Genomic DNA, 24,534 nt, shown 5'->3' with positions numbered 1-24,534 from the left:
CGTGTCCGAGGCGTGCTCCATCATCAGCTCATGCCCCCGCATCTCGATCGCATGATCTATGTCGACGACTCCGGTCATCCACAGTCCGGACTGGCGGTCTACGGGTGGATTGAGTTCCGTCCGGACCAGTGGCGCTCGGTGCTGCGCGCATGGCTCGACACCCGTAAGGCGTTGTGGCGCGAATTCGGGGTGCCGGTGACCCGAGAGCTGCACACCACCGAGTACGTCAACGGGCGCGGCCGGATCTCGAAGAACATCCCGCAGCGGCACATCCATGACGGCCGCGAGTACTGGAAGGACTTCGGCCGCGAAGTCGCGCATGATTGTCTGGAGACGCTGCGCTGTACCGAAGGCTTGATCGTCGGGTCGGTCTATCGGCGGGGTAAGCCCAACGAGCTGGCGCGCACCAAGATGGAGTTGTACGCCGATCTCGTTGCCCGGTTCGAGACCGAACTGGCCGACAGCGATTCGCTGGGGTTGATCTTCATGGACGGGGATGGCAGCGACAGCTCGTATCGCAGCACCCACCGCGGTTTGGCCTTGGCGCAGCGGCGGGTGATCGAAGACGCCATTCACCTCGACTCGTCCGGTTCTCAGTTGGTGCAGATGGCCGATCTGGTGGCGTGGTCGGCCACCGCCATGATCGATCAACATCCGAAGAACGAATTCGCTGCCCAGTGGTATCGCGACTATTTGGCCGAGCGGGATCCTCGTCGGGCACCGTGGGAACTGTAGGGAAACCCCTACAAACAGCTAGACCCCCTGATCCACGGGTGTGGGGGGGTCTGCGCCGACAGCTTAGCACGCTCTCGGACTCGGTGAGATGGTCGAGAGGGCACGGTTGTTCTCCCGGCCCGCGAGAAAACAGGCGCGAGGCGCTCCCGCCGATAACGGTTCACCTACGGGGACGCTCAGTGTCGACGAGAAGAGTCAGATGCAGGCGTTGGACCGCTCGCAGCCGGCGTTTCCGATGATGCCGGGCATGCCGGAAAAGCGCACCCACGACTACGTCCGGCACGGCACCACCAGTTTGTTCGCCGCGATGAACGTCGAGGACGGCACCGCGAGCGCCTCTCCCATCGCCGTCACCGGGCGGGGGAGTTCACGAAGTTCCTGGCCAAGATCGACCAGAACGTCCCTGGGAATTACGGCTAGGTCAGGGTGACGATGTGTTCGTGCCCCGCGACTGCAGTCTGCAGCTTCTTGCGAGAGAGTGTGCGCGGCCCACATCCGCAGCCTGCGGGAAGTTCGTCGTCCTCGAACTGGGTGGCTTCGACGGTGTCGACGAACTTGTCGTCGAGTGAGTCGTTGCCACGGTTGTTGGCTTCGCGGTCGCGGGAGCCGTGGCCGCCCGGTCCGACTCCGCACACCACCACTGGGCCTTCGTCCGTCTTGTAGACGGCGGCGACGGTGTGGCTCTTGGGGCATCGAACCTTCAGGACAGCGTGATCGCTGCGTTGTCGCCCGAGTTCCTTGATGGCCTGGAGTGCCTTTCGGCGTCGTTCGGTGGGAGGCGTTTCAGCGATGTTCATCGCTCCATTTCACCGTAGATGGAGACATTTAACCACCGTTCCGCAGAACCGATCTTGATCGATATCCGGACGTAACCAACGATCCTCTGAAAGTGCTGCAGCGGTGACACTTTCGATCAGTATTACTTCCGGATCCCGTCGAGGAGCAGGGTCAGCCCGGCGCCGAGCAGCCAGGAGTCCTTCGCGAGTGCCGTACCGTCCTGAGTGGGCTTCGGAGAGCCGTCTTCGTGCATGCCCGGCGTCCGCCAGTACATCGTCATCATCCCGCCGCCGAATGCAGTCAGTGCGGCGCCGGCAACGAACGGCGGCACGACCGGAGCGAGGAGCGCGGCACCGATTCCGATTTCGGATGTACTCAGAAACGTACCGAACGTCTTGGAATCCATCTGCTTCAAGAACGGAAATGCATTTCCTGCCATGTTCTGCAGGGCGGTCGCGTTCTCGGCAGGGAGGTTCCGTTTACCCAGACCCGAGTTGAGGATGAATGCTCCCGTCGCAACGCGGAGCGGAATGTGGTGCAGTCGCACGTTGTACCTCTTTCGACCCTTGGCTGGTTCAGTGACGGTCAATCGATGATGGCGTGCTGGGTACGGACCAGATGCCACTTGTCCGGGCCCGGCAAGTGGAAGAGGATGCGTCCGACACTACGCTGACTTCCGCTCTCGTTCTCGCACGTTGCACTCACGGTGTGGGTCCCCTCGGTGACCCCCGTGAACTCGACCGTGCCGTACGTGACCGCATTCATGTCGACGGATTGTTTCGTTCCGACGATGTCGGCTATGCATGTGTAGGGCGCGTCCCGGTCGGGGGCATCGTGATAGTTGAACCGCACCAGTACCGAGTCGTTTCTGGTGAAGACCGACCAGCTCACGGTCGTATCGTCGTCATCCGCGGTTGCGATCGGCGCCATGCTCGCCAACAGTGCACAGGGTGCAATGAGCGTGATCAGTCCGCGCAGAATCCGTCGTGCATCCATGGTGTTCCTCCGGTCCGGCTTGCTCCGACCCGTTTCCATCATGGGTGGTGCGACCGGAGGCCGGTGTTGCGAACTCGTGGGTTCGCAAGGGACCTGTGACCGGAGGGCCTGCGCGGTGTCTCTGCTGTGATCCCGCGGGTTACGGAAGTGCAACGACGGTCACGGAATTCCAACTACGGGGATTCCCAGCAGAACCCGTCGGGGTCGGTGAAGGGCGCGGCTGCACTGCGGATGGCGACACGGTGCGATCCGGTCCCCTCGAGGGAGACGCCTGCGTTCTTCGCCAGCGCCTTGCGTCCCAGCAACGTCAACGTCGCTGGTGTACCGGGCATATCGAATTCCACGTACTTGCCACCGAAACTCTTCGCGACAGTGAGGCCTCGGTCGACATAGAACTGTTTGCTCGCCTTGACGTCTTCGACTCCGAGTTGCAGTACAAGTTCGTCGACTTTTCGTTCGGCCGAGCCCGTGTCCTTCTTCGAAGACGCCGCCAGCGTGCAGATCGTCCCATCCGGGGCTTGCACGACTCCGCCGTAGCCCCAGAGGCTCTTCTTGACGGGTTTCACTTCCGTCGCTCCGGTGTCGAGTGCGTCGGCGACCAGGTAGTCGACGGCACTCGGCTGTGCCTGGCGCGCGACAGGCCGTCAGGGAATCGTGAGAGGGCCGAGGGTGAGGTTGTCGCACGCGGCAAGAGTCAGGTACATGACGAAGAGCCCGCCGACGAGCTTCGTGGCCGTGATCAGCCAGCCACGAGGGTTGTCGTCGATGGTCGGCGGCGCTTGCGTCTGGACCACTGCTGCCGGCGGCCCCGAACTGGTGGCGAGGTGCGTATGAGCGGTCCACTGTTCGCCGTCCCACCAGCGGATGAGGCGTGCGGTCTCGGGGTCGGAATACCAGCCGGGCGGCGGGGTGGTCATGGGCTCTGGATCCTTTCGTCCGATAACTATCCGGTCTCGATCCGGCGGCGTTACACCGAAAAATTGAGGTGTGCGTCACTCCCCGAACGGGCCGTCAGGACCCTTGACGACGTACAACCAATTGATTGTATATTGGGGTCGTGAACGGAGATGACGAGGACCGGGCCGACGCCCTGTTCCATGCTCTTGCCGACCGGACGCGACGCGACATCATGCGCCGGGTGCTGGCGGGGGAGAGCTCGGTTTCCGCGCTCGCGGCGAACTACGAGATGAGCTTCGCTGCGGTTCAGAAGCACGTTGCCGTGCTGGAGAAGGCAGGGCTGCTGACCAAGCGACGCAGTGGTCGCGAGCAGTTGGCGAGCGGCGACGTGGAGGCGGTGCGATCGGTGGCGTCCATGCTCACCGAGCTCGAACAAGTGTGGCGTGGCCGCATCGCGCGCATCGACGAACTCATCGCATCCGACTCGACCAAGGAGGGCTGAATCATGCCTGTTACCGACGTCAAGCAAGATCTCGACAACCTGACCCTGACCATCATCGCCGACTTCGCCGCACCCGTGGAGCGCGTATGGCAGGTCTACGCCGACCCGCGTCAGCTGGAGAAGATCTGGGGCCCGCCCGGATACCCCGCGACCGTGGTCGACCACGATCTGAGGCCCGGTGGCCGGACGACCTACTACATGACCGGCCCCGAGGGCGAGAAATACGCCGGGTACTGGCAGGTCACGGCAGTCGACCGGCCGCGGAGTTTCTCGTTCGCCGACGGATTTGCCGACGAGGATTTCAATCCGACTCCGGATCTGCCGGTGTCCGAGAACCACTACACCTTCGTCGAGCACGAAGGCGGCACCCGAGCGACGTACGTGGGCATCTACGAATCGGCAGATGCATTGCAGAAGGTGCTGGACATGGGTGTGGTCGAGGGGTCCACGTCGGCGATCGGCCAGATCGACGAGCTTCTCGCTTCCTCGTAGCGGCGCGCGAGTGGAGGCGGTCGGGCCATCAGCCGGGTGGCACGGCCGCCTTCACCGACTCGATCAGCTTCGGCCACCGCGGCATGGAGGCGAGCGAGTAGCGGATTTCCGCTGGCGTGGACGACCGCACGGTGAAAGTCGGTGTCGGCCTTGGTGTATGCGTCGAGATCGCCGACCTCGTGCGCACGTGTGCGTGCACCCGAGTGTCGCTGACATTGCCGCGCGCGCTTCGGGCGTGGAGTGTTGTGCGGCCAGCCGCGCACTGATGGGCCTCGAGTCCCGCTCGCGCGCCTCGATGCAGTACTGCGTTCGGCTCGGGCTGGACCGACACCAGAGGACGGCTGTCGGTGGCGCATGGCACGGTTGGTCCATGCTCGAGATGACTGCCGTAGCGGCACGGCGCACCGCCGTTGCCGCCCAGGGCTTTGCAGACCCGCATCCAGCCGGGTCGACCACCCGACGGCACGTGCTCCGGACCGTCGACCGGACAGCCCTCCTGCAGATCGACTCCGTCTCCGTGGCTGTTCGCGCGCACTACATGCCGGTGTTCAGCCGGATCGGTGCCTACGACCGCGAGGTCCTCGACGCCGCAGCATGGCGCCACAGTGCGCGAGCGCCGCGAGCTCTCGTCGAGTACTGGGCGCACGAAGCAGCGCTGATCCCGGTCGACGATTGGCCGCTGATGCGGTGGCGGATGCAGCGTTACTCCGGGGGCCGATGGGCAGGCGAACGTCGTGTTCTCGAACGCAACCCCACCCTGGGCAGAGACATCCTCGACGTGATCACCGCGGTCGGTGCCGCCTCGGCGGGCGAGATCGAGAAGCACCTCCGGATCGAACCATCGGGCGGCCGCGGACCCTGGTGGGGACGCAGCGACGTGAAGGTGGTCTGCGAGCAACTGTTCGCAGTGGGCGAGTTGTCGGTGGACCGGCGGGTCGCGTTCAGCCGCTACTACGACCTCGCCGAGCGGGTGCTGCCGGCCGACGTGCTCGCCGCACGAATCGACGAGGAGGATGCCGTCCGGGAGCTGCTTCGCAGATCTGCGCGGGCGCTCGGCATTGCGACAGCCGCCGACCTGCGCGACTACTACCGGCTCTCCGCCGATCAGACGAAACCCGCTGTGGCAGACCTCGTCGACGAGGGAACTCTCGTCCCCACCACGGTCCGTGGATGGAAGGACCCCGCCTACCTGTACGCGGGTACGTCCATCCCGCGCCGCGCACGCGGCACCGCGCTTCTGTGCCCGTTCGACCCATTGGTGTTCTACCGGCCCCGCACGGAGCGGATCTTCGGCTTCCGGTACCGCCTCGAGATCTATACTCCGGCACACAAACGCGTGCACGGCTATTACGTCTTCCCGTTTCTCATGGGCGGTGAACTCGTTGCGCGCGTGGATCTCAAGGCCGACAGAGCAAAGGATGCGCTCTGTGTTCCAGGTGCCTTCGCCGAGGAAGGTGTGGAGTCCGGCGCCGTGGCAGAGGCGCTCGCGGTCGAGTTGCGCGCGATGGCGAACTGGCTCGGGCTCTCCGACGTCGTGGTCGGGGAGCGCGGCGACCTGGCCCCGAAACTCACAGCTCAGTTGTGAGGCCGATACCGTCCTGCTGTGTCGGCGGCCGACTCATGGTTCATCACCCGCACTGGCAGGACTGATCCGCCTTCATCCGGCCAGCTCATCCGGACCGATCGGATCGGTCTCCCATTCGACGGCACCGACTGCCGGACCGGAATCGAGCCGTTGCCGTACCCACGCCCCGACTACCAGCAGAGAGCCGAACGCCGCGCCTGCGACGATCTTCGCGACGGTACTCCACTTCCTCGTTGCCATCCGAAGATGATGGCACGTGCCTGCGAAGCAATCTCGGCCGGGAGAAAGCGGTCCGATCGCTAGGACAGTCGGAGTTCGGGGACCATGGCTTCATGACCTCTGCATGCCCGTCCGGTAATCCGGTATCACCACCTCGACGCCGGTATCTGCCGTGGATTCTTGCGGTGGCTACCACGACGGTGGTGCTGGATCAGCTCACCAAGTGGTGGGCCGAGTCGACCTTGAACGACGGCCGGACGATATCGGTTGTCGGGGAGCTCCTCCAGTTCGGACTCGTCTACAACCCGGGGGCCGCCTTCGGTATCGGCGGGCAGTTCACGTGGATTCTGACCGCGATCGCGGCCGTAGCCGTCGTCGCGCTCTGCATTCTTGCCACCCGGGTGCTCAATCCGCTCTGGGCGCTCGGTGTCGGAGCACTTTTAGGAGGCGCAATCAGTCATCTCGGCGACCGCGTGTTTCGCACACCAGGGTTCGCGAGAGGACACGTCGTAGATTTCATCGATTACAACGGATACTTCGTCGGCAATGTGGCCGACATAGCCCTCGTCGGAGGCGCGGGACTACTGATCGTGCTGACGTTTTCGGGGGTCGACGTCCGACCCCGAGCCGATACCGGCGCCCCTGGGGAGGGCGAACCCCCGGCCTGACGGCACGGCCCCGGCCGAGGCGGCAGCGATGCACAGTGCCGAGGAGTGGCAACCCGGCTGCGTTCTGGTGAACTGGACTTATATCGAAATTAGGTGCGGTGCGATACAGGAAGGAGAAGCGCAATTTTGACGCAGATACGCCGAGGGTGGACGAGCACGCCTGGACTGCTCCGGCAGAGTGGGTCCCTGTGCGACGGCCGGCGCCGCCCCAATCTACGAGTCGGCACACAATCGCAGGAGCGGATGGAGAACAATGTCGCCCGATAAGCGATCGCGTCGCAGTCGTACGCCCAGGTCTCGCGATATTCTCCCTGCGCAGAGTCGACCGTCGTCCGATGATCCTCACCGCATCGTCTACTTCCGTCGATCCGATGGATCCGGCTCGAGTCCGGGCCGCGAGTTTCTTCGAGGACTGCCGCCCAAAGTCCGCGCGACGATGAACGCGTGTGTGATCGCCGTTGCGAAGGCGCCGCCGAAACGGTTTGCCGGCGGCGGTTATTGGGAAGCTATGCATGGCGAGATGACCGGATGGTTCGAGGTGCGCGTCGATGGGCCCGGTCGCGTCCATCACCGGTTGTTCTGCCGTCTGGACTATGAGGCCGAGGACAGCGATCAGCCCTTGCTCGTGATTATCACAGGGATGAGCAAGCCGTTTCGAACGACGTTCAGTGACAAGGACTATGCGGTTGTACGGGCGCTGGGTGAGGAATACTTTGCCAAGAATCCACGCTCGATCATTTGACGCCGATTCGACCGAACTCGTTGATGGCAGCATGAAGTGCGGGAAGGTCCTGGACTTCGCCCGCGACCAGGGTGCTCGCCAGTGCTGAGCCGTGTCGGTCATCGAGAGGTTCGAGGGTCAGTCGGAAACCCAGTGCAGCGGCTAATTCGGACACTGTTCCCAGCGTCGGGTTCGAGCCCGTGGTGCTCAACAGGCGACGCACGGTCGCAGGCTCTGTGGACACTGCCCTGGCTAGAGCTGCCTTGCTCAGATGGGCAGCTTCGCGCGCCTCGTCGAGCTCGTTGATGATCGAATCAACGGTCGTGATGCGCACGGATTCCAGTAGGAATGCGCGTAGGAACTCGGGATCTTCGAGATCCTCTGCCAGGTCGTCCCAGAAGACGCTGTCGGCTCCCATGGGTGCCTCCCATCCAATACAGAAAACGTATCATTTATGTTACACAGGATGGGCTTCGTGCGCCAAACTACGACACGGCATATCGGTCGACATGATGTGCCTGGGAGATGTGCTGCCGCGCATTTGTGCACTCCGTCATGCTGGCGGCGTTAACAGCAGCACACCGATAGGGCGGACCAGCACCACTAGATGGCGCGCCCGGGTGATTGCCACCCGCAACAGGCGCCTGTCGGCCTCCTTGGTTTTGGAGGCAGGGTCTGGATCGAGAAGGGGGAGGCCATGTCGTGGCTCCACGATCACGACTGCGTCGTATTCATTGCCTTTGGATTGGTCCATGGTCATCAGCGGTCTTGCCCCGAGGCCGTCGAAGGCTTCATTGCCAACAGACAAGGATCCCTGAGGATCTTCGACGCTGGTGCGGTCCCCGGAACCACCGCGAGGTCACACCCGCCCCCGGTCGGGTCCGGGATTCACTGCCAATTCCGAGTCCTTCACGACAACCTCTCGGGCCCGCGGATTCTGTGCCTCACGCGGCAGCCGCGGAAACCCTTGTGGCCGGCGTTGCCGCCGTTGGCGATCCCGCATCGGGGCACCTGATCGATTCCGCGAGCCGTGGATGCGCGGCTGGTCCGTCGGATCCACCGGCTCATCCGACTTGCCTACGCCCGAGAGACCCCCGCCTGCCCCAGCTGGGCAGGATCGAGGTCGAGGCGACGCAGCAACTGTGCATTGAGCGCGACGACGATGGTGGACACCGACATGAGCACCGCCGCGACAGCCGGGGAGATCGCGACACCGGCGAATGCCAGCACCCCGGCAGCCAGCGGCACAGCGACAATGTTGTAACCGGCGGCCCAGATCAGGTTCTGCCACATCTTCCGGTAGCTGGCATGCGACAACTCGATGATCGACAGCACCGCCCGCGGGTCGTTCGCCGCGAGCACCACACCGGCGGATTCGATAGCCACATCGGTGCCCGCGCCGATCGCGACCCCCACATCTGCACGGGCGAGCGCGGGAGCGTCGTTGACACCGTCACCGACCATCGCGACTTTGTGGCCGCGGTCCTGGAGCGCGGCGACTTCGGCGTCCTTGCGTTCGGGCAGCACCTGCGCGAAGACTTCGTCGATACCCAGATCGGCGGCTACAGCGTCCGCCACCTGCTGAGCGTCACCGGTGATCATCGCGACCTTCACACCTCGGGCGTGCAGAGCGTCGATGGCCTGACGGGACTCCTCGCGGACGGCGTCCTCGAGCGCAACCGCGCCGAGCACCCGACCGCCATGGGCAACATGCAGCACGGATGCGCCGCGCTGCACCCACCCGTCGGTAACAGCGGTGACGTCCTCGGGTGCAGACAATCCCAGCTCGCTCAGCATGGTGGGGCCACCGACCGTGGCGTCGGAGCCGTCGATGGTTGCGCGAACCCCGCGCCCGGGCAGTGATCGGAAGTCGGCGGCGATGAGCTGCTGATCGCCGGGCACACGTGCCTCGGCCGCAGTCACGAGGGCGTGCGCGACCGGGTGCTCGCTGTCGCTCTCGACGGCCGCCGCGACGGCCAGCAGATGCGTTTCGCTGACCTCGGCGGTGGCGGCGACACCGGTGACCTGGTGGCGACCTCGGGTCAGGGTGCCGGTCTTGTCGAAGAGCACCACATCGACGGTGCGCATGCGTTCGAGGGAGAGTCGGTCCTTCACCAGCACACCGGCTTTGGCGGCGCGTTCGGTGGAAATCGCGATCACCAGCGGGATCGCCAACCCGAGCGCGTGGGGGCAGGCGATGACCAGCACGGTGACGGTGCGCACCACAGCCTCGTCGACATTTCCGAGTGCCGACCACACCGCGAAGGTGAGGATGCCCGCAGTCGCCGCGAAGTAGAACAAGAACGCTGCGGCCTTGTCGGCCAACGCCTGCGCACGCGAGGAGGAGGCCTGAGCGTCGGCGACCATGCGCTGGATTCCGGCCAGAGCGGTGTCCTGCCCGACCGCGGTGACCCGCACTCGCAGCGTGCTGTCGGTAGCGACGGTGCCCGCCACCACGGTGTCGCCGCTCTCGCGGGTGACGGTCTTCGATTCTCCGGTGATCATCGCTTCGTCGACCTCGGCGCGGCCGTCGACGACGGTACCGTCGGCGGGCATCCGCGCCCCGGCGCGGACGAGTACCAGGTCCCCTCGGGACAATTCGGTCAACGGCACTTCACGGTTGCCTTCGTCGGTGATCTTCTCGGCGGTGTCCGGCAGCATCGCGGCGAGTGCGTCGAGGGCGCCGGAAGCCGAGCCGAGCGCCCGCATCTCGAGCCAGTGGCCGAGCAGCATGATCACGATCAGCAGCGCCAGCTCCCACCAGAAGTCCAGGTCGAAGCCGCCGAGCTCGAGGGTGGTGATCCACGAGGCGACGAACGCAACAGTGATCGCCATCCCTATGAGCAGCATCATCCCGGGCTGCCGGGATCTGAGCTCGGACCAGGCGCCGGTGAGGAAGGGACTGCCCCCGTAGACGAAGATCACCGTGCCCAGCACGGGCGGGATCCACATGGAGCCAGGGAAATCCGGGATGTGGTAGCCGAGCAGATCTGCGACCATGTGGCTGAACGCGACGACCGGGATGGACAGGATCAGACTGATCCAGAATCGGCGGCGGAACATCTCCCCGTGCGCGCCGTGTCCGGCGTGCTTGTCGTGGCCGTTGTGCTCACCCGGCCCGATGCGCGGATCACGCTCGTCGTAGCGCCGACTCTGGGTGAACGTGGCGTGGTCGTGCCCGGCCGGTGACGGACGGGAGTGTTCGTGCTCCGGGTGCGACATCGAGAGAGCTCCTGACTACGGCAGGCCGACTGGGGCGAGGGCGGGCGATTACAGGGTGGTCTGCAACTGGTGCATGGTGTCGATCTCCTGCTGCTGGGTTTCGACGATGGTACGGGCCATGCTCACGGTGTCGGGGTACTGTCCGTCGTCGATCTCGGTCTCGGCCATGGCGACTGCGCCTTCGTGGTGGGCGATCATCTGGGTCAGGAACAGCCGGGCCGCCTCAGTGCCCTGCGCATCCGCCAGAGCGTGCATGTCCTGCTCACTCATCATCCCTTCCATACCGGCCATGTTGTCGTCCATGCCGGGCATGTCGTGGTCTTCGTGCGGCATCAGGGTAGGTTCGCCCCACTGTTCGAGCCAGGACTCGAGCTGCTCGATCTCCGGGCCTTGAGCGGCCTTGATCTGCTCGGCAAGCGCGGTCACCGCGGTCGGGATGTCCGCTTTGGCCAGCATCATGTCGCTCATCTCGATGGCCTGAGCGTGGTGCGGGAGCATCATCTGCGCGAACATCACGTCAGCGTCGTTGTGCGCTGCTGCCTCTTCGGCGGCGGAAGTGGTGGCCGAGGACGTGGCGGGAGACGATGTGGCTGTGGCGTCGGTACCGGAGTCGCTGCACGCGGCCGCGGCGAATACCACCGCGAGCGCGGTTGCGCCGACGGCAAGAAACTTCTTGGGATCCATGAAATGTGTTCCTTTCTCGAACGGTCACATACCGCCGTACCCCATGCTTCGCGGCACAGCATCTCCAGCTTCGCGCGCGCACCGCCGGGTTTCGGTCGAGGTCGTATGAAGATTTGCTCAAGAAGCCACACCGCGGCGCGAAGGCAGGGAGGCACTGGCGATGATGGATGCCATGGTGCCCTCTACACACACCCCTGTCGCGGACGGCGATCCGGTGGTGCCGCGACGACCACCGACCGGATTGCGAGCGATGGTCGTCGAAGACGAGGCGCCGCTGGCCGCTCTGGTGGGCACCTATCTCGAACGCGACGGATTCGAGGTCGCGATCACCGGCGACGGATCCGAGGCCGTCGCACTTGCGCGGCAGGTCGACCCTGACGTCGTGGTCCTCGATCTGGGCCTACCCAGCTTGGACGGGGTGGAGGTATGTCGGCAACTGCGCACCTTCTCCGACGCCTACGTGGTGATGCTCACCGCCCGCACCGAGGAAGTCGACACCCTCATAGGGCTGTCCGTCGGCGCCGATGACTACCTGACCAAACCGTTCAGCCCCCGCGAGTTGATGGCCCGCATCCAGGCGATGCTGCGCCGCCCTCGTACCACCGCCGCGCCGGCCGATCCGGTCCCGCCCGCGCTGCCTCGCAGTTTCGGGGGCCTGGTTCTCGACATCGACGGCCGTGAAGTCACCGTCGACGGAGCACCGATAGCACTGACCCGCACCGAATTCGATGTTCTCGCCGCGTTGGCACGTGACCCGGGTGTGGTGCTCACCCGAGCGCAACTGATCGAGACGGTGTGGGGGCCGAACTGGATTGGCGACGACCACCTGGTCGATGTCCATGTCGGTCATCTGCGCCGCAAGCTCGGCGACGACGCCGCTCGCGGCCGTTATGTGCGCACCGTGCGTGGTGTCGGTTACCGGATGGGCACCGGACGATGAACGGCCGAACCCGCGAGTTCCGGCCGTCGCCGCGACAGGTCCTGACCGCTTCGAGTTTCGGGACCCGTATGTTTGTCGCGCTGACCGTGGTGGTGGTCGGCTGTGCAGTCAGCGCCTGGCTTGTCGCTTCCGCGCTTGCGCCCGGTATCTTCCACGATCATCTGGGTCAGGCAGGCATCGGCCACGACTCCAGCCAAGCCGCTCATGTCGAGGAGGCCTTCACCTGGGCGATCATCTTGGCCTGGGGCCTGGCAATCGCCATCGCGGTGCTGCTGGCGCTCGCGGTGAGCTGGTACATCGCTCGCCGAGTCCAACGTTCGGTCTCCGCCGTCACCGCCTCCACCGCGCGGATCACCGGCGGCCGGTACGATACCCGTGTGGCCAGTCCGGGTCTGGGCCGCGAATTCGATGAACTCGCCGCCGGGGTCAACGAGCTCGCCCGCCGTCTCGGGGACACCGAGATCACCCGCAGGCGCATGCTCGCCGATCTCGGCCACGAGATGCGTACCCCCCTCGCTACCCTCGACTCCTATCTCGAAGCACTCGAAGACGGTGTTCGCAGTCTCGACGACCCCACTGTGCAGGTCCTGCGCGCTGCCACCCACCGGCTCGAGCGACTCGCGGCGGACATCGTGACCGTGTCGCGCGCAGAGGAACGCCTCACCAGTCTGCGGCCCGTGCCGTCGGCTACGGGAGCGCTGGTCGCAGAGGCTGCCCGCAGCGCACGCGAGCAGTTCGACGACAAGGGTGTGGAACTGCGCGTCCACGTCGATGATTCGGTGCCGGTGATGGTCGATCCCGACCGGCTCGGGCAGGTGCTGGGCAATCTGCTCGACAATGCGCTGCGGCACACCCCCCGGGGCGGGACGGTCACCGTCACCAGTGCGCTCGCAGGCCACAGCCGGGTGGAGATCGGCGTCGCCGACACCGGGGACGGCATCGCACCCGAGCACCTGAGCCATGTGTTCGATCGGTTCTACCGGGTCGACACCGCCCGCGACCGTCGCAACGGCCGCAGCGGCAGCGGCATCGGGTTGACCATCACCCGCGCGCTCGTCGACGCACACGGTGGCCGAATCCAGGTGGACAGCGAGGGACTCGGTCACGGTGCCCGCTTCACCATCGACCTTCCCGTCGTCACACTCTGATCCCGGCATGTCGAAGCTTATGTGCCTGCGTTCAGGATCGGAGTTTCGTGCGGCCTCTCCGATGGTTTCGTGACGAAACTCGATGCACGAGAAAGAACCAGATGATGAACCCGCGGGACGCACGTTGTGCACTGGGCGACAGGCGTAGGGCGCTGACAGTGGTCGACGAGGACGCGAGGGGGTTGTCTTTCACCGCGATCGACACATGAGATCTATCGCAGCGTCATGACAGACACACTGTGCCGACGCGATAAGAAGTATTTCGTCAGTGGAGGATTGGTACTTCGGGCCGTACCGGAGTGGTCCGGCGGGATCGGTACCGGCTCGGCAAACGGATCTCGTTGCAGACTTGCGCCGGTCTACTCCCCAACCTACCCGAAAAGGCAAAGTGCACAGTTGTATTCGAGCGTATTTGCTCATGCCGATAGATGCACGGTGTGCGCTGCTCTACTTTCGCTGCAAGGCAGGAGATTCGGAAGGAAGCGGCATCAGATCCGGGACGCTTCACCTGGCGAGAATCACTCCCCGTCCATTTCGAGGAGCGAAACGCCCCGCCCTGTGAGCCGGAAACGCAGCGGTTTCCTCGTAACCGTCTCAATGATCCCGGCATCGTCCAGGCGCCGAAGTCGCGGGCGGACGAACTGACTGGATCGGCCCACTGCGTCGGCCAGGGTGTTCAACCTGACGGCGCGGTTCGCATCGAAGTGGTGGGCTTGACCCAAGGTGAAGAGGACTTTACCGATGTCGTCGCCATCAACCGGCGGTGCCGACTCGCGATCAAGTCCCACGTTCAGCGGAAACTGCTCATCCTCCAACAGGACCTGGATTCGCGTCGCGAGTGTCTCGATCTTCCGCCGACGCTTGGACAAGTCTAGCAGCAGGCGATGTTGCGCCTCGGCGATGATCTCCAGCATGTCGACCAGATAGGGCGTCAGATCTCCGCGATTCAAAGTATTCTCCGCGTCGGAGAACGCTCGGTAGTAACGATCCTTGTTGTCTGCGACCGTCGCCGACAATGCGAGGCTCGCATAAGGAGCCAACACCTGTCGAAGGTCCAGTGCGAGAAGATAGCGCCCGGTTCGACCGTTGCCGTCGTAGAACGGGTGTGTGTACTCAAAGATGAAGTGCGCGACCACTGCTCTGATCAGCCGGGGAATCGAGTCGTCGCGGACCTGGCTCAGCATGAGCGTCAGCGCGTCGTCGATCGCTGATTCGGGATACACGCCGGTGTGCACGACCTTGATTCCTGATGTGATCGACACCGGTCCTTGCCGGAAGCGCAGCCCGTCGGGGGCGTCTTCATCGTGAATCTCGCCCCGAGTTACCGCGTCGTAGACGGCCCTGATGTCGTCGAGCGTTTGCGGACTCTCGGCCTGGTCGCTGCCGATGTCGAGGTAGAGTCGCACCATCTCCGCGAACCGCTTGGTCGCGAGGGGCTGTTCCGACCGCACCACTTCGATTGCCTCGCTGATCTCCTTTCGAGTCGAGCGGACCTGTTCGATCTCGTTCGTTGCCTGGATCTCGTCGATCACCATGCGATGCAGGTAGTGGCGGCGCGCGCGGCCCGGAAGGCCGTCCCACTCGGCCCGAATCTTGGGCTCGAAGCTCATGATCCGTTCAATCAGCCCTGCGACTTCGGGTGTCATCAGCGCGAACATCGAGTGTTCGCCGATCGGTAGGTCCCAGTGGACGGCGGCGGGAGACTCTCGTCGCGCTCGTTCCTCAGCGTCGGCACCAGCACGATCTCGTTGGTAAAAGATCGATTTCAATGTCCTGTACGCCATCTGGTGTTTCCCTGCCTCCACGCCATATAGCGGCCTCGCCTGTCACGTCTATTTTATCCAGAATGGGATCTGGATAAAATAGGGCCGCGGCGCGGGTGTCATTTCATGACCAACGTGGGCTGCACGAGCAGATGTGGCAATAGCTTCCCGAACGGGGACCAGGGCGTCGGCGGGCCACCTCGGAGTCACGCAGCAGCCTTCCGATGTGGAGCACTGCGCGGCCGGTGAAGAAGGCGATGCGAGAGGCGGAAGTGGGGGCTTTGGTTCCACGCCAGGTTGTCACCGGGGCCGCGTTCGCGGAGGCTTTCGACAAGCTGCGCCACGACATCAACGGCAAGGCGGTGGAGGTCATCCGAAGTCGGAGAGCTCCTGCGGCAGGCTCCTGCCACCCGCTGCCGCTGACTGCGCTGCTGAAGGCTGCACTGGAAGCGGCCCAGTGGCGTCAAAGCGCGAACGGTTCGCGCTCGGTCCGGACTACGGCTCAGGGGAGTACGTCGTCAGCAACGAGGAGGGGCGAGCCGTACAACCCTTGTGGTCCTCTCGCGCTATTGGGCACCACCTGTGGGGCGTCCCAGTCGCTGTGATTGCGGCGTGGATTGGCATGCCGATGCGTCGTTCACGATGAAGGTGTACGCGCACAGCCAGAACGACGCCCTGAAGGATGCGGTGAGCGTTCGTGGGGCGGTAGTGACATCGTCGTGACATGGCGGCGCTGATCGAACCACTGTGCGATAGCAGAAAACCTGCTCCGATGCTGGTCGGAATGGGTCCTGTGGGGGGAGATATTGACGCATTGATTGAATTGGGAGATTGAGATTGATCGATCGATCGGGAGAGGTGGGTGGAAGGGTGTTCACCTATGCAGTATTGCCCCGGTCCGAACACAGGTTCGCGAAGCTGACCAGTCGGTGGTCACAACGAGCCACACCACCGATCGCGTAGATCCGAACGCTGTCGTCGTAGCCCGGTCGGTCGAGAGCTCACGAGCCGGCGGATGCGCCGGAACGGCACTCCCAGCAGATCGGTCGCCATCTTGCGGACCTACTCCGGTGGTGTTGCTGGAGACTTGCAGGCGCTCGACACCTCAGCGCGCAACTTCGCCCCACTATCCTCTGCGGCGTTTGGCGCGAGCAGCAAACTCGTCCAGGACGCGGACCACGTCTTTGGCTTGCCAAATCCGGTTCCGGCGGCCACCGGTGATCTGGTCGAGTATCTCCGCGTCCACCAGCCGATCGATCGCGATCTGCGCGTTGGCGCCGGTGACCTCGAGGGTCGAAGCGACAAGCTTGCTGTCGACGACCGGTTGACGAAGAAGGAGGTCGACCAGCCGGTGCACAGCTGAGTCGCGCCGCGCAGCTACGCGGGTGCGCCAGTCGGCACGAACAGTTTCCAGGTCTCGGACGAGGTGACGACCATTGGCGATCGCAGCAAATGATGCGTCCACTATTGAACGCACGATCGGTTCGACGTTACCCGATCGGTACTCGCCGAGCGCCTCGAAATACTCTGCAGTGTTGTGGAGTAGACCCGCGGAGACCGGAACGGTAACGCTGCGCGTGAGTCGTCCACCACGAAGCATCGTCTGAATCAGTGCACGACCGACACGTCCATTCCCGTCAGGGAAGGGGTGGATGGTTTCGAACTGCGCATGCGCGATCGCTATTTGCACCATTACCGGCAGATCGACTCGATTGGCGAAGACGATCAAGTCGTCGATCAGTTCCGAAACATGGTCATGATGCGGGGGCACGAACTGTGCGGTGTGTGGCCCGAGATTCCCGCCGCCGATCCACACCTGCTCCCGTCGCCAATGACCGGCTATGGTCGGATCGTCGTGCTCGAGCAGTGCCCGATGAATCCGCAAAACCGCCTGGGCGTCAATGGAATCGGACAACTCCAACGCGGCATGCATGGCCCTGGCGTTTCCGACTATCAGACGGGCATTGCGGGAAGCACGCTCACCGAGTTCGGCTAACGCGATCTGCCGCGCTCCGCTCGTGAGCCTCCGGCCCCTACCGTGCGGCAGTGCGCTGAAGGCCTCGGGCAACTTGAATTTGACGCTCGTGGGGCGTCCTGCAGGGAGCCGTACGCGGTCCGAAGGCTGTTTCCGTCAGTAGCCCAAAGCTTGTCGGACAATGGTGGCCTGCTCGAGGTCGGAAGTGGTGGGGGTTCCGTTGAGCTGGATGTAGCGACCGCCGTCTCCTGAGGTGATCTCGATTGCGTGGGCGCGGAGTGCTGTTTCGTCTAGCGGGATGTTGTCCTTGACGTAGGTGAGCCAGCCGGCGCAGATCTGTCCGGGTTTGCAGCCGATCGACCGACGGTGCTTCTTGGGGGCGACATAGATGTAGTCGGGTTCCCATGCACGGACCAGGATATGGAGATGGTCGGCAACGAGTGCTGGGTCGATTACACCGGAAGCGTCGTCCGCGGGATCGTCGAGGGAGAAGTGGACATGGTTCTTCAATCCTGTCCCGTCGAATCCCACACGCACCGAGTACTTGCGGTAGCTACCCTCGCACATCCGGATTAAGTCGGGTGTGTACCCGGTCTTGACCATGGCCAGTCCATCGTCTCCACGGAGGATCGAGTCGGCTACTACCTGTTCGATGCCGTCGATGTCATTCGGGAGATGCACGAAGGTGCCGTCGTCCTTGACCCCGTTGAGAAGCCAGGGAGAGTAGAGATGGGACAGGTCGGGCATCTCCTGTAGCGAGCGCTGTAAGCGATCTGCACCGTCGCGAGGCGATTCGACCCGTCCGCCCCAGCCACCAATGAAATCCAGTACCACCGTGTTCCTCCCTGTCTACCTGTGGTTGCCTGCTACTCCGGCGGGACGTACTTGACCGTAATGTTCTCGTATCCAGCTTCGTCGATCATGTCCTCGATGGCTTCAGCTACTCGCTCTTCGGCGACACGCCACTCGATCTCGGTAACGCAACGGTGCCGCCACGAGTCGTTCCTCTGTGCAGGGTTCAGATCTTTCAGGTAGATACGAATGCCCCGTCACGCACACCGTGCTCGTCTCCCAATGCCAGGCTGAAGGCGTTGGCTGCTGATTGGTCGACAACAGTGATCGTGGCAATCCCTGCGACCTGTCGTGCGGTCAGATTTACAATGTCATCAAAGGAGTATGTACTCGGTGAAAAGGCGGCAAAACGGCTTGGATCGTCCACGAACACCACAATGGGTACAAGCCTGCTGAAGTCACTCACGGTCTCGGCGAGAGCTGTACCTGCGTCCGAGCCGCAATGACGCGTCGGCGTTGTCGATTACGGCATGTCGCCGAGCATGTCGCCGAGCCGGATATTGGTCCAGAGTCGATCAACCGACGGGCGAGTCGAGGCGCAGCAGGCGATAGGCGCTGGACATGCCCCCGGCGAGTGAAGTGAACCATGGCCTGAATGTCCGGAGTAGTCGTACGGGACGTACCGGGCCAGGAGTTGTACCTGACTCGTACCTGCAGTGCTGACCGGTGCCGACAGTAAAGGCCCCAGTCGGTCCGAATCCAATCGGTGACCAGGGCCTTTTGTGTGGAGCCGATGACGGGAATCGAACCCGCGTATTCAGCTTGGGAAGCTGATGTTCTACCATTGAACTACATCGGCACGCTGGGCTTTTGCCGATTCTCACCGGCTCCGGCCCACGCTCGGAGCAAACTGTAGCAGACTCTCCGGCGACTACCGCACACCGCTATACCAATGCGCGTCCGGTCTTGATTCGCCACCGCATGTCTGCCAGGAGCAGCCGGTACGGCGCTTCGCGCACCGCGAGCGGAAGTCGCTTGTTGACTTTGCCGATGGCGCGCATCACGCGGTCGAACCGACGCTGGTCGCGAGGTGTCCACGCCAGCATCATCTCGTCGCGGAATCGCTGCGGCAGGAATCCTGCGGTCAGGAACATGTTGATCGGCCCTGCCACCAGCGACACGGGCTTGGGGAGGAACTCCATCCGTGCGATAGAAATCAGGTGTTCGCGGATGACGTCGTCGATGTGGACTTTGGCGAGACCTTCATTCCAGTACTCCTCGAACAGTTCGCGGTCGGCGGGCCACATGTCTGGTTTGACCTGCAGTGTTGTGCCGAAGGTTGCGCCGCGCTGATAGAAGTAGTCGATGGCATGTTCGGGGATCGGCCCGTACAGCGCGCGATGCACGTCCTCGAATCCGCGGTAGATGCACGCGGCCACCCACAGTTGGAGTTCGGGATCGAACGCGTTGTATTTGACGGGGCTCGCTCCGGTCGAGCGAACCTGGGCGTGCGCTTTGTTCACGCCGTTTCGGAACAGCCGTTTCTCTTCGTCGGTGCCCTTGGCTGCGACAGCGAGGTAGCCGAGGGTGGTGCGGCTCCGCTTGTACGGGTGGTCGAACAGGCGACCCGACTCGACACGGCTTTCGAAGACGCCGTAGCCGACACCCGGCCACGACAATTGCATGATGATGTTCGCGGCGCCTGCGGCAAGGCCGATGCCGTCCATCGCGTCGTCGAGACCTGTGGGTTTTTCGATCGTGGTCATGCTGGGCTCTCCTCCGAGATCGCAAATTGCTTACGACTGTACTCAGATGAAAGTCGGGCGTAAAGGACCTTTGCTGGGATGATGTCTGCATGGCGACAGGACGGATCTACGGTGGACGCGCGGGCGACGAACGGTTGGCAGACCGAAGGGCCAAGCTGATCGACGCCGGCCTCGACCTGCTCGGAGCTGCCGACGGCGACGCGACCCTGTCCGTCCGCGGCGTCTGCAAGCTCGCAGGCCTCGCATCGCGGTACTTCTACGAGAGCTTCGCCGACCGCGACGAGCTGACCGGAGCGGTGTACGACTACGTTGTCCAGCGCATCGCAGAAAGCACGCTGGCGGCAATAGCCGCGGCGCCCCGTGAGGACCGGGCGCTCGTCCGAGCGTGTGTCGAGAACATCGTCCACGAGATCGGCGAGGATCCCAGGCTCGGCCGCATGCTGTTCTCCGTCAGTCAGGCCAACCCCCAGCTCGCAAAGCGGCGACTCGACTCGACCCGGATGTTCGCGGGCCTGGTGATGCTGCAAGCCGAGGACTTCTACGAGGTCGAACCGAGTCCGCGCCTGGATCTGGCCGCCCACTACGTCGTCGGTGGTCTCGCCCAAGCGCTTACCGCGTGGCTCGACGAAACCGTGCCGTTGAGCCGGGACGACGTGATCGAGGAGTGCACCGAGCTGCTCCTCGCGATGGCCTCCCACCTGAACAGGAGCTGAGCTCCCACAAGCGAGGTTGTTAACCTCTATCCGTGCTGCTCTCCGATCGCGACATCCGCGCCCAGATCGCCTCCGGACATCTGGGGATCGACCCCTACGACCCGGACCTCGTGCAGCCGTCGAGCGTCGATGTGCGCCTGGACAGTCTGTTCCGCGTCTTCAACAACACCCGCTACACCCACATCGACCCTGCAAGACAGCAGGACGAGCTCACCTCGCTGGTCGAGGTTCCCCAGAACGAGTCATTTGTGCTGCACCCGGGGGAGTTCGTCCTCGGTTCGACGATGGAACGCTGCTCGCTGCCGTCCGATCTCGCGGGCCGGCTCGAAGGTAAGTCGTCGCTCGGGCGCCTCGGCCTGCTCACGCACTCGACGGCCGGATTCATCGACCCGGGCTTCGACGGCCACATCACCCTCGAGCTGTCGAATGTCGCGAACCTGCCGATCACGTTGTGGCCGGGAATGAAGATCGGGCAGTTGTGTCTGTTCCGGCTGACGAGTCCGGCCGAGCACCCGTATGGCAGCGCGCAGGTGGGCTCGAAATATCAGGGCCAGCGGGGCCCGACGCCGTCGAAGGCGTACCTGAACTTCGTGCACGAGCATCCCGACGCGCGTCCCAGCTGAGTACGGCGGCGCCGGCGTTCGTCCGGGCAGGATCTCTCACCGCGCCGGTCTCCTCCGGAAGGTTCGAGGGTTGCGGTGCTCAGGTCGACCCGGATGCCTTCTTCGGTTCACTTCCGCCGAGTTCGTTCACTCGCTTCGACGCGTTTCAGTCACACGCCATCCATCGCGACACGGGACGGTCGACTTCACGGCGATCGACGCGGTCTTCGATGCCGCTGCGCGCCATCACCCGATCACACTGGGAGCAATCGGCGGAAACCAATACGGCACAGCGGGGGAGGGATTCGTTGTGGCGGCGTCGGATTCAGGCGCGGCCGGATCCTGTGCGCATGCGAGAGCCGGGCACGCGAGGAGAATCATCGCCGTCGATGCGGTCGCGAGCGCGGGCCGCATGCCGAGCCTGCGGGTGTTGTCAGCCGTCACAAGTGCCACATAAGCAGACCCGGGCTCGGTTCGCTGCCCGAGTGAAAGATCTTGTTTCCGGTTGGTGACCCGGTTTCGGGCACTCCACGCAGACCGGACGACTTACCTGCCCAGTCGGGTAGTTTTCCGGTAATACTCGCGAGTAGCAATCTTGGTCGATAGACTCCGAAACGAGTCGTCCTCCTGTCCCCCCTGCGAGGACGACCGCGCGGGCCGGTACCCCCCATCTCCGGCCTGCGTCGAAGCCCCGCCGATCCCCACCACGATCGGCGGGGCTTCCTTCATTCGCGAAACCTCGTCTCCAGGCTGTTGCCGGAGTTCGGATCGACGACGTGACGGCGTGGGATCGCGTACGGGGCAGGGTTTTTCCTGATGTCGGCACTCTGGAGCGTCGTGTCCTGACTCTGGTGGATCCCGCATGCGGCCCCGGAAACGCCACGTGCGGGTGACGCTGCAACGATCGAACGTATGATCGATAGGTGAAGCTGTATCGAACTGCCGGTGGATGGGCGGAGCCTGCGCCTTCGCGCTGTCCGAACGGGCATGAACTCGGCCCCGATCGGGTGCTGGTGGGATCGCAAGCGTGTAATTGCGGCAGCAGACACCGCACACATACCTGCCGAGCGTGCGACGCAACCATCTACTCGCCGCCGATGGGATCGACATGCCGCCTCCGTGCATTCGACGAACGATGACCGCTATTCAGTGCACAAGAGTGAGCAGATTGTTTTATGGTCGAACAGCAGTCGCCGCCAGTGGCCGGTTCGGAGTCGGGGAGGTTCAGAGCCGCTGCGCAGGCCGTCGGGGAGGCCGGGCGACTGGTAGGGGAGCCCCGCCGGCGAATTGAGGGGGAGGAGCCGGCGGGGCCCTGAACTGCATCTCCTGTGTCGGGGAGGACTTCCAGGAAGAAGCGTCGCGTCAAAGCGACGGGCGCCACTGTATGGGAGCGTGGCCGACCCCGTCCACTTCCGATGCCGAAATGATATTTAGCGCCACAACTATTCGTGCCTGCGTCATCGGCGCGAACAACTGACCCAGTCGTTCAGCTGCGTTTCCATTCCGGTTACCTGACGTGAAGTTGCCCGTACAACTTGCTCGACCATGGTCGATAGCGTGACGGAGCGCAACGGTTACCACAAGATCGCCGGTGAGCTCGCAGACGAGATCGCCCAGCTGGAACCGGGCACCAAACTCGCGAGCGAGCACGAGCTGATGGCACGGTTCGGCGTGGGACGGGCATCTGCCCGCTCGGCGGTCCAGGAGCTGGAGCGTCGCGGACTCGTCCGCAGGCTCCGCGGCTCGGGCACCTACGTCAACCGCCGCATCGACTACGTCGTCTCAAAAGAGAAACGACCGTCGTGGCATCGGACCGTCGAAGCGGCAGGAGCGGTGCCGCGTTCGACCGTACTGCTGTCCGAGGTCCGCCCGATTCCGGAATCCAGCGCGCACTACCTCGGAATCGAACCCGGAACTCCCGCCCACTACATGCGCCGGCTGCGTTACGTCGACGACCAGGTGGCCGCGCTCGGAGAGGAGTGGGTGCGGTGTGAGGCTGTCACCGAGCTCGGTTCCGCCATGCGCGTGGAGGAGTCGCTCGACGAACTCCTACGTCAGATGGGCAGATTCGACGTCGTGCGGTCGTGGTGCCGCACCTCGATGGAACTGCCGCCACCCGAGATCTGCACAGCGCTCGAGATGACCTACGTCGCTCCCATCTGGATCATCGAAAGCATCAACCGTGACGCCGAAACCGGCGTCGCCGTCACCTACAGCTCCTCCTGGACGCGCGCCGACATGATCCGCGTGGTCATGGAGATCGGCGACCATCCTCCCGTTTCGACCTGTGAAGGAAACTGATGACGACCCACACCTACACCCGGGAGCGGCTCGCCGAGCTGCTCGCCGCGGCCCCCGAGCAGGATCTGGTGGGTGCAGCCGACATGTGCCTGTCCGATGGTGCGGCGCTGACCGTCCTGACCACCCCGGAGATCGGGTGCATTGCCACCCAGGTTCGTGAACCCATCGGTCACGCCCGCTTCTTCCTCGGCAATGTCCTGGCATGCCACGCAGAAGTACGGCTCGACGACACCCGCGGCTGGGCCATGCGCATGGGCGACGACCGCGCCGCGGTCCTCGCCGCCGCCGTGTGCGACGCCGAGGTCGCTGGAAACCGGCCGAACGCCGATCAGGTACTCGAGCTGTGCGCCCGCATGGAAGCCGAGCTCGCTCGCGCCGACGCCGAGGAATGGGCACACATCGCCCCCACCATCGTTCAATTCGAGGAGCTGACGTGACCCTCTCCGCCACCGACAAGGTCTTGGGTATCGGGCTCGACCCCGTTGTTGCACAGCAGGTCTACCGTGCGATGCTCCAGGCATTCAGTCGCCCCGGCCTGCCGCAGACGTTTCCGTCGACGGACTTTCCGCCCGCCCTGCTTCCCGCACTCGCCCTCGCCGACCTCGAAACCGGCGTCGCCGTACTCGAAGACGGATCCGATTGGCTCAAGGTACTCACCGTCGCGACCGGCGCCCCCGTCGCGGTTCTCGGCGAGGCGAAGTACATCACCGCGCTTCGTCCCCCCACCGCCGACGAACTGCTCTCCGCCGCACGCGGCACCGCATTGTCACCGGAATCCGCTTCGACGGTGATCTGCTCGGTGCCTTCCCTCGAGGGGGGAGCGCCCGTCGAACTCACCGGGCCCGGTGTGAACGGCACCGAGACCATCGCACCGCTGGGCTTCGACGCAACACTGCGCGACGCCCGCTCTGTCGCCGTCGCCGACTTCCCCGCAGGCATCGACATTCTGCTCGTCGCCGACGACGGCACCGTCCTCGGGTTGTCGCGCACCACCCGCACCAGCACCCCGAGTTCGCGCACCGCACAGGAGAACTGA

At 64.1% G+C, this 24,534-nt stretch carries 29 protein-coding genes, 1 tRNA gene and 3 pseudogenes; 14 read left to right on the top strand and 19 right to left on the bottom strand.

The genetic code is table 11. The features are described from left to right. The first annotated feature begins 30 nt into the window (after positions 1 to 30). A complete protein-coding gene (locus MWU77_RS07470) occupies positions 31 to 735 on the top strand; it encodes a DUF3800 domain-containing protein (protein ID WP_247273329.1) in 705 nt (234 codons plus the stop codon). A 175-nt stretch (positions 736 to 910) separates the two neighbouring features. Then, a pseudogene (locus tag MWU77_RS07465) lies at positions 911 to 1,140 on the top strand (IS630 family transposase); the annotation flags it as partial. An 11-nt stretch (positions 1,141 to 1,151) separates the two neighbouring features. On the opposite strand, the gene MWU77_RS07460 reads toward MWU77_RS07465, so the two are convergent. The 5 genes and pseudogenes from MWU77_RS07460 to MWU77_RS07440 all read right to left on the bottom strand — a co-directional run bounded on the left by MWU77_RS07460 (position 1,152) and on the right by MWU77_RS07440 (position 3,425). Beyond that, positions 1,152 to 1,532 (bottom strand): hypothetical protein, encoded by a 381-nt coding sequence (locus tag MWU77_RS07460; protein ID WP_169687242.1) that lies wholly within the window; start codon positions 1,530 to 1,532, stop codon positions 1,152 to 1,154. A gap of 122 nt (positions 1,533 to 1,654) precedes the next feature. Next, a complete protein-coding gene (locus tag MWU77_RS07455) occupies positions 1,655 to 2,059 on the bottom strand; it encodes a hypothetical protein (RefSeq protein WP_169687241.1) in 405 nt (134 codons plus the stop codon). A 38-nt stretch (positions 2,060 to 2,097) separates the two neighbouring features. Then, the gene (locus MWU77_RS07450; RefSeq protein WP_169687240.1) at positions 2,098 to 2,508 is read right to left on the bottom strand and encodes a hypothetical protein; all 411 of its coding nucleotides are present in this window, start codon (positions 2,506 to 2,508) and stop codon (positions 2,098 to 2,100) included. A 173-nt stretch (positions 2,509 to 2,681) separates the two neighbouring features. Beyond that, positions 2,682 to 3,134, bottom strand: a pseudogene (locus tag MWU77_RS07445) (glyoxalase); the annotation flags it as partial. Positions 3,135 to 3,152: 18 nt separating this feature from the next. Then, the gene (locus MWU77_RS07440; RefSeq protein WP_169687238.1) at positions 3,153 to 3,425 is read right to left on the bottom strand and encodes a DUF2510 domain-containing protein; all 273 of its coding nucleotides are present in this window, start codon (positions 3,423 to 3,425) and stop codon (positions 3,153 to 3,155) included. A 140-nt stretch (positions 3,426 to 3,565) separates the two neighbouring features. On the opposite strand from MWU77_RS07440, the gene MWU77_RS07435 reads away from it, so the two are divergent. Further along, positions 3,566 to 3,907, top strand: a complete 342-nt coding sequence (locus MWU77_RS07435) for a metalloregulator ArsR/SmtB family transcription factor (RefSeq protein ID WP_169687237.1) — start codon at positions 3,566 to 3,568, stop codon at positions 3,905 to 3,907. Positions 3,908 to 3,910: 3 nt separating this feature from the next. Then, a complete protein-coding gene (locus MWU77_RS07430; protein ID WP_247273328.1) occupies positions 3,911 to 4,399 on the top strand; it encodes an SRPBCC domain-containing protein in 489 nt (162 codons plus the stop codon). Here MWU77_RS07430 and MWU77_RS25100 read toward each other — a convergent pair. Then, positions 4,297 to 4,755 (bottom strand): FCD domain-containing protein, encoded by a 459-nt coding sequence (locus tag MWU77_RS25100; protein ID WP_374229822.1) that lies wholly within the window; start codon positions 4,753 to 4,755, stop codon positions 4,297 to 4,299. The two genes, MWU77_RS07430 and MWU77_RS25100, sit on opposite strands and share 103 nt — an antisense overlap. 14 nt (positions 4,756 to 4,769) lie before the next feature. Here MWU77_RS25100 and MWU77_RS07425 point away from each other — a divergent pair, with 14 nt between their 5' ends. Further along, on the top strand, positions 4,770 to 5,984 hold the full coding sequence (locus tag MWU77_RS07425; RefSeq protein WP_247273327.1) for a winged helix-turn-helix domain-containing protein: 1,215 nt from the start codon (positions 4,770 to 4,772) through the stop codon (positions 5,982 to 5,984). Positions 5,985 to 6,056: 72 nt separating this feature from the next. Here MWU77_RS07425 and MWU77_RS07420 read toward each other — a convergent pair whose 3' ends face one another. Continuing rightward, a complete protein-coding gene (locus MWU77_RS07420; RefSeq protein ID WP_169687233.1) occupies positions 6,057 to 6,224 on the bottom strand; it encodes a hypothetical protein in 168 nt (55 codons plus the stop codon). Between the two features lie 92 nt (positions 6,225 to 6,316). On the opposite strand from MWU77_RS07420, the gene MWU77_RS07415 reads away from it, so the two are divergent. Both MWU77_RS07415 and MWU77_RS07410 read left to right on the top strand, forming a co-directional pair. Further along, on the top strand, positions 6,317 to 6,871 hold the full coding sequence (locus tag MWU77_RS07415; RefSeq protein WP_169687232.1) for a signal peptidase II: 555 nt from the start codon (positions 6,317 to 6,319) through the stop codon (positions 6,869 to 6,871). A 448-nt stretch (positions 6,872 to 7,319) separates the two neighbouring features. After that, positions 7,320 to 7,613 (top strand): hypothetical protein, encoded by a 294-nt coding sequence (locus MWU77_RS07410; RefSeq protein ID WP_247273326.1) that lies wholly within the window; start codon positions 7,320 to 7,322, stop codon positions 7,611 to 7,613. Here the strand turns inward: MWU77_RS07410 and MWU77_RS07405 are convergent. The 4 genes from MWU77_RS07405 to MWU77_RS07390 form a co-directional block, all read right to left on the bottom strand. Further along, on the bottom strand, positions 7,606 to 8,010 hold the full coding sequence (locus tag MWU77_RS07405; protein ID WP_169687231.1) for a helix-turn-helix domain-containing protein: 405 nt from the start codon (positions 8,008 to 8,010) through the stop codon (positions 7,606 to 7,608). The genes MWU77_RS07410 and MWU77_RS07405 overlap by 8 nt on opposite strands. A gap of 135 nt (positions 8,011 to 8,145) precedes the next feature. Further along, on the bottom strand, positions 8,146 to 8,400 hold the full coding sequence (locus MWU77_RS07400) for an ATP-binding domain-containing protein (RefSeq protein WP_169687230.1): 255 nt from the start codon (positions 8,398 to 8,400) through the stop codon (positions 8,146 to 8,148). A 269-nt stretch (positions 8,401 to 8,669) separates the two neighbouring features. Next, a complete protein-coding gene (locus MWU77_RS07395; protein ID WP_169687229.1) occupies positions 8,670 to 10,814 on the bottom strand; it encodes a copper-translocating P-type ATPase in 2,145 nt (714 codons plus the stop codon). 48 nt (positions 10,815 to 10,862) lie between these two features. Beyond that, the gene (locus MWU77_RS07390) at positions 10,863 to 11,498 is read right to left on the bottom strand and encodes a DUF305 domain-containing protein (protein WP_169687228.1); all 636 of its coding nucleotides are present in this window, start codon (positions 11,496 to 11,498) and stop codon (positions 10,863 to 10,865) included. 250 nt (positions 11,499 to 11,748) lie between these two features. Between MWU77_RS07390 and MWU77_RS07385 the strand changes: the two genes are divergently transcribed. Next, entirely contained in the window at positions 11,749 to 12,438 is a 690-nt protein-coding gene (locus tag MWU77_RS07385; protein ID WP_247273442.1) for a response regulator transcription factor, read from the top strand. Beyond that, the gene (locus MWU77_RS07380) at positions 12,435 to 13,586 is read left to right on the top strand and encodes a cell wall metabolism sensor histidine kinase WalK (protein ID WP_247273325.1); all 1,152 of its coding nucleotides are present in this window, start codon (positions 12,435 to 12,437) and stop codon (positions 13,584 to 13,586) included. The genes MWU77_RS07385 and MWU77_RS07380 overlap by 4 nt, the downstream gene beginning before the upstream one ends. 518 nt (positions 13,587 to 14,104) lie before the next feature. On the opposite strand, the gene MWU77_RS07375 is transcribed toward MWU77_RS07380, so the two are convergent. The 7 genes and pseudogenes from MWU77_RS07375 to MWU77_RS07345 form a co-directional block, all read right to left on the bottom strand. Continuing rightward, complete coding sequence (locus MWU77_RS07375; RefSeq protein ID WP_247273324.1) at positions 14,105 to 15,244, bottom strand: Fic family protein; 1,140 nt, start codon at positions 15,242 to 15,244, stop codon at positions 14,105 to 14,107. 1,231 nt (positions 15,245 to 16,475) lie between these two features. Next, complete coding sequence (locus MWU77_RS24940; protein ID WP_247273456.1) at positions 16,476 to 16,826, bottom strand: helix-turn-helix domain-containing protein; 351 nt, start codon at positions 16,824 to 16,826, stop codon at positions 16,476 to 16,478. 177 nt (positions 16,827 to 17,003) lie between these two features. Continuing rightward, positions 17,004 to 17,282, bottom strand: a pseudogene (locus MWU77_RS24935) (Fic family protein); the annotation flags it as partial. A 198-nt stretch (positions 17,283 to 17,480) separates the two neighbouring features. Continuing rightward, entirely contained in the window at positions 17,481 to 18,071 is a 591-nt protein-coding gene (locus MWU77_RS07360) for a hypothetical protein (RefSeq protein WP_169687226.1), read from the bottom strand. A gap of 280 nt (positions 18,072 to 18,351) precedes the next feature. After that, entirely contained in the window at positions 18,352 to 18,582 is a 231-nt protein-coding gene (locus tag MWU77_RS07355; RefSeq protein ID WP_169687225.1) for a hypothetical protein, read from the bottom strand. A 319-nt stretch (positions 18,583 to 18,901) separates the two neighbouring features. Next, positions 18,902 to 18,975, bottom strand: a tRNA-Gly gene (locus tag MWU77_RS07350). A gap of 85 nt (positions 18,976 to 19,060) precedes the next feature. Further along, positions 19,061 to 19,882: an oxygenase MpaB family protein gene (locus MWU77_RS07345; RefSeq protein WP_247273323.1), complete on the bottom strand. Its 822-nt coding sequence runs from the start codon at positions 19,880 to 19,882 to the stop codon at positions 19,061 to 19,063. 89 nt (positions 19,883 to 19,971) lie between these two features. Here MWU77_RS07345 and MWU77_RS07340 point away from each other — a divergent pair, with 89 nt between their 5' ends. After that, positions 19,972 to 20,595 (top strand): TetR/AcrR family transcriptional regulator, encoded by a 624-nt coding sequence (locus MWU77_RS07340; protein WP_247273322.1) that lies wholly within the window; start codon positions 19,972 to 19,974, stop codon positions 20,593 to 20,595. A 32-nt stretch (positions 20,596 to 20,627) separates the two neighbouring features. Continuing rightward, positions 20,628 to 21,218 carry a dCTP deaminase gene (gene dcd / locus MWU77_RS07335; RefSeq protein WP_169687222.1) on the top strand — a complete coding sequence of 197 codons (591 nt, stop codon included), beginning with the start codon at positions 20,628 to 20,630 and terminating at the stop codon, positions 21,216 to 21,218. A gap of 225 nt (positions 21,219 to 21,443) precedes the next feature. On the opposite strand, the gene MWU77_RS07325 is transcribed toward dcd, so the two are convergent. Next, the gene (locus tag MWU77_RS07325; protein WP_247273455.1) at positions 21,444 to 21,641 is read right to left on the bottom strand and encodes a hypothetical protein; all 198 of its coding nucleotides are present in this window, start codon (positions 21,639 to 21,641) and stop codon (positions 21,444 to 21,446) included. Positions 21,642 to 22,754: 1,113 nt separating this feature from the next. On the opposite strand from MWU77_RS07325, the gene MWU77_RS07320 reads away from it, so the two are divergent. Genes MWU77_RS07320 through phnH form a run of 3 tightly spaced genes read left to right on the top strand, consistent with a single transcriptional unit; the run spans position 22,755 to position 24,534 of the window. Beyond that, positions 22,755 to 23,498, top strand: coding sequence for a GntR family transcriptional regulator (locus MWU77_RS07320; protein ID WP_247273321.1), 744 nt, complete (start codon positions 22,755 to 22,757; stop codon positions 23,496 to 23,498). Then, positions 23,498 to 23,935 (top strand): phosphonate C-P lyase system protein PhnG, encoded by a 438-nt coding sequence (locus MWU77_RS07315; protein ID WP_169687219.1) that lies wholly within the window; start codon positions 23,498 to 23,500, stop codon positions 23,933 to 23,935. Before MWU77_RS07320 ends, MWU77_RS07315 begins: the two co-directional genes overlap by 1 nt. Next, positions 23,932 to 24,534, top strand: a complete 603-nt coding sequence (phnH, locus tag MWU77_RS07310; protein WP_169687218.1) for a phosphonate C-P lyase system protein PhnH — start codon at positions 23,932 to 23,934, stop codon at positions 24,532 to 24,534. The genes MWU77_RS07315 and phnH overlap by 4 nt, the downstream gene beginning before the upstream one ends.

It is taken from the genome of Rhodococcus sp. F64268 (genome assembly GCF_023015605.1).
Classification (GTDB): Bacteria; Actinomycetota; Actinomycetes; order Mycobacteriales; family Mycobacteriaceae; genus Rhodococcus.
Note: the sequence above shows the minus strand (reverse complement) of the source record. Positions and strands in the feature narration are given on the sequence as shown.

Bases quoted from the DNA above. Each gene is read 5' to 3' on its own strand.
- MWU77_RS07395 (WP_169687229.1), bottom strand. From the start codon at position 10,814: ATGTCGCACCCGGAGCACGAACACTCCCGTCCGTCACCGGCCGGGCAC.
- MWU77_RS07460 (WP_169687242.1), bottom strand. From the start codon at position 1,532: ATGAACATCGCTGAAACGCCTCCCACCGAACGACGCCGAAAGGCACTC.
- MWU77_RS25100 (WP_374229822.1), bottom strand. From the start codon at position 4,755: ATGCGCCACCGACAGCCGTCCTCTGGTGTCGGTCCAGCCCGAGCCGAA.
- MWU77_RS07450 (WP_169687240.1), bottom strand. From the start codon at position 2,508: ATGGATGCACGACGGATTCTGCGCGGACTGATCACGCTCATTGCACCC.
- MWU77_RS07315 (WP_169687219.1), top strand. From the start codon at position 23,498: ATGACGACCCACACCTACACCCGGGAGCGGCTCGCCGAGCTGCTCGCC.
- MWU77_RS07390 (WP_169687228.1), bottom strand. From the start codon at position 11,498: ATGGATCCCAAGAAGTTTCTTGCCGTCGGCGCAACCGCGCTCGCGGTG.
- MWU77_RS07470 (WP_247273329.1), top strand. From the start codon at position 31: ATGCCCCCGCATCTCGATCGCATGATCTATGTCGACGACTCCGGTCAT.
- MWU77_RS07375 (WP_247273324.1), bottom strand. From the start codon at position 15,244: ATGTTCGCGCTGATGACACCCGAAGTCGCAGGGCTGATTGAACGGATC.
- MWU77_RS07415 (WP_169687232.1), top strand. From the start codon at position 6,317: ATGACCTCTGCATGCCCGTCCGGTAATCCGGTATCACCACCTCGACGC.
- MWU77_RS07430 (WP_247273328.1), top strand. From the start codon at position 3,911: ATGCCTGTTACCGACGTCAAGCAAGATCTCGACAACCTGACCCTGACC.
- MWU77_RS07440 (WP_169687238.1), bottom strand. From the start codon at position 3,425: ATGACCACCCCGCCGCCCGGCTGGTATTCCGACCCCGAGACCGCACGC.
- MWU77_RS07360 (WP_169687226.1), bottom strand. From the start codon at position 18,071: ATGCCCGACCTGTCCCATCTCTACTCTCCCTGGCTTCTCAACGGGGTC.
- MWU77_RS07405 (WP_169687231.1), bottom strand. From the start codon at position 8,010: ATGGGAGCCGACAGCGTCTTCTGGGACGACCTGGCAGAGGATCTCGAA.
- MWU77_RS07420 (WP_169687233.1), bottom strand. From the start codon at position 6,224: ATGGCAACGAGGAAGTGGAGTACCGTCGCGAAGATCGTCGCAGGCGCG.
- MWU77_RS07385 (WP_247273442.1), top strand. From the start codon at position 11,749: ATGGTCGTCGAAGACGAGGCGCCGCTGGCCGCTCTGGTGGGCACCTAT.
- MWU77_RS07340 (WP_247273322.1), top strand. From the start codon at position 19,972: ATGGCGACAGGACGGATCTACGGTGGACGCGCGGGCGACGAACGGTTG.
- MWU77_RS07425 (WP_247273327.1), top strand. From the start codon at position 4,770: ATGCTCGAGATGACTGCCGTAGCGGCACGGCGCACCGCCGTTGCCGCC.
- MWU77_RS07380 (WP_247273325.1), top strand. From the start codon at position 12,435: ATGAACGGCCGAACCCGCGAGTTCCGGCCGTCGCCGCGACAGGTCCTG.
- MWU77_RS07345 (WP_247273323.1), bottom strand. From the start codon at position 19,882: ATGACCACGATCGAAAAACCCACAGGTCTCGACGACGCGATGGACGGC.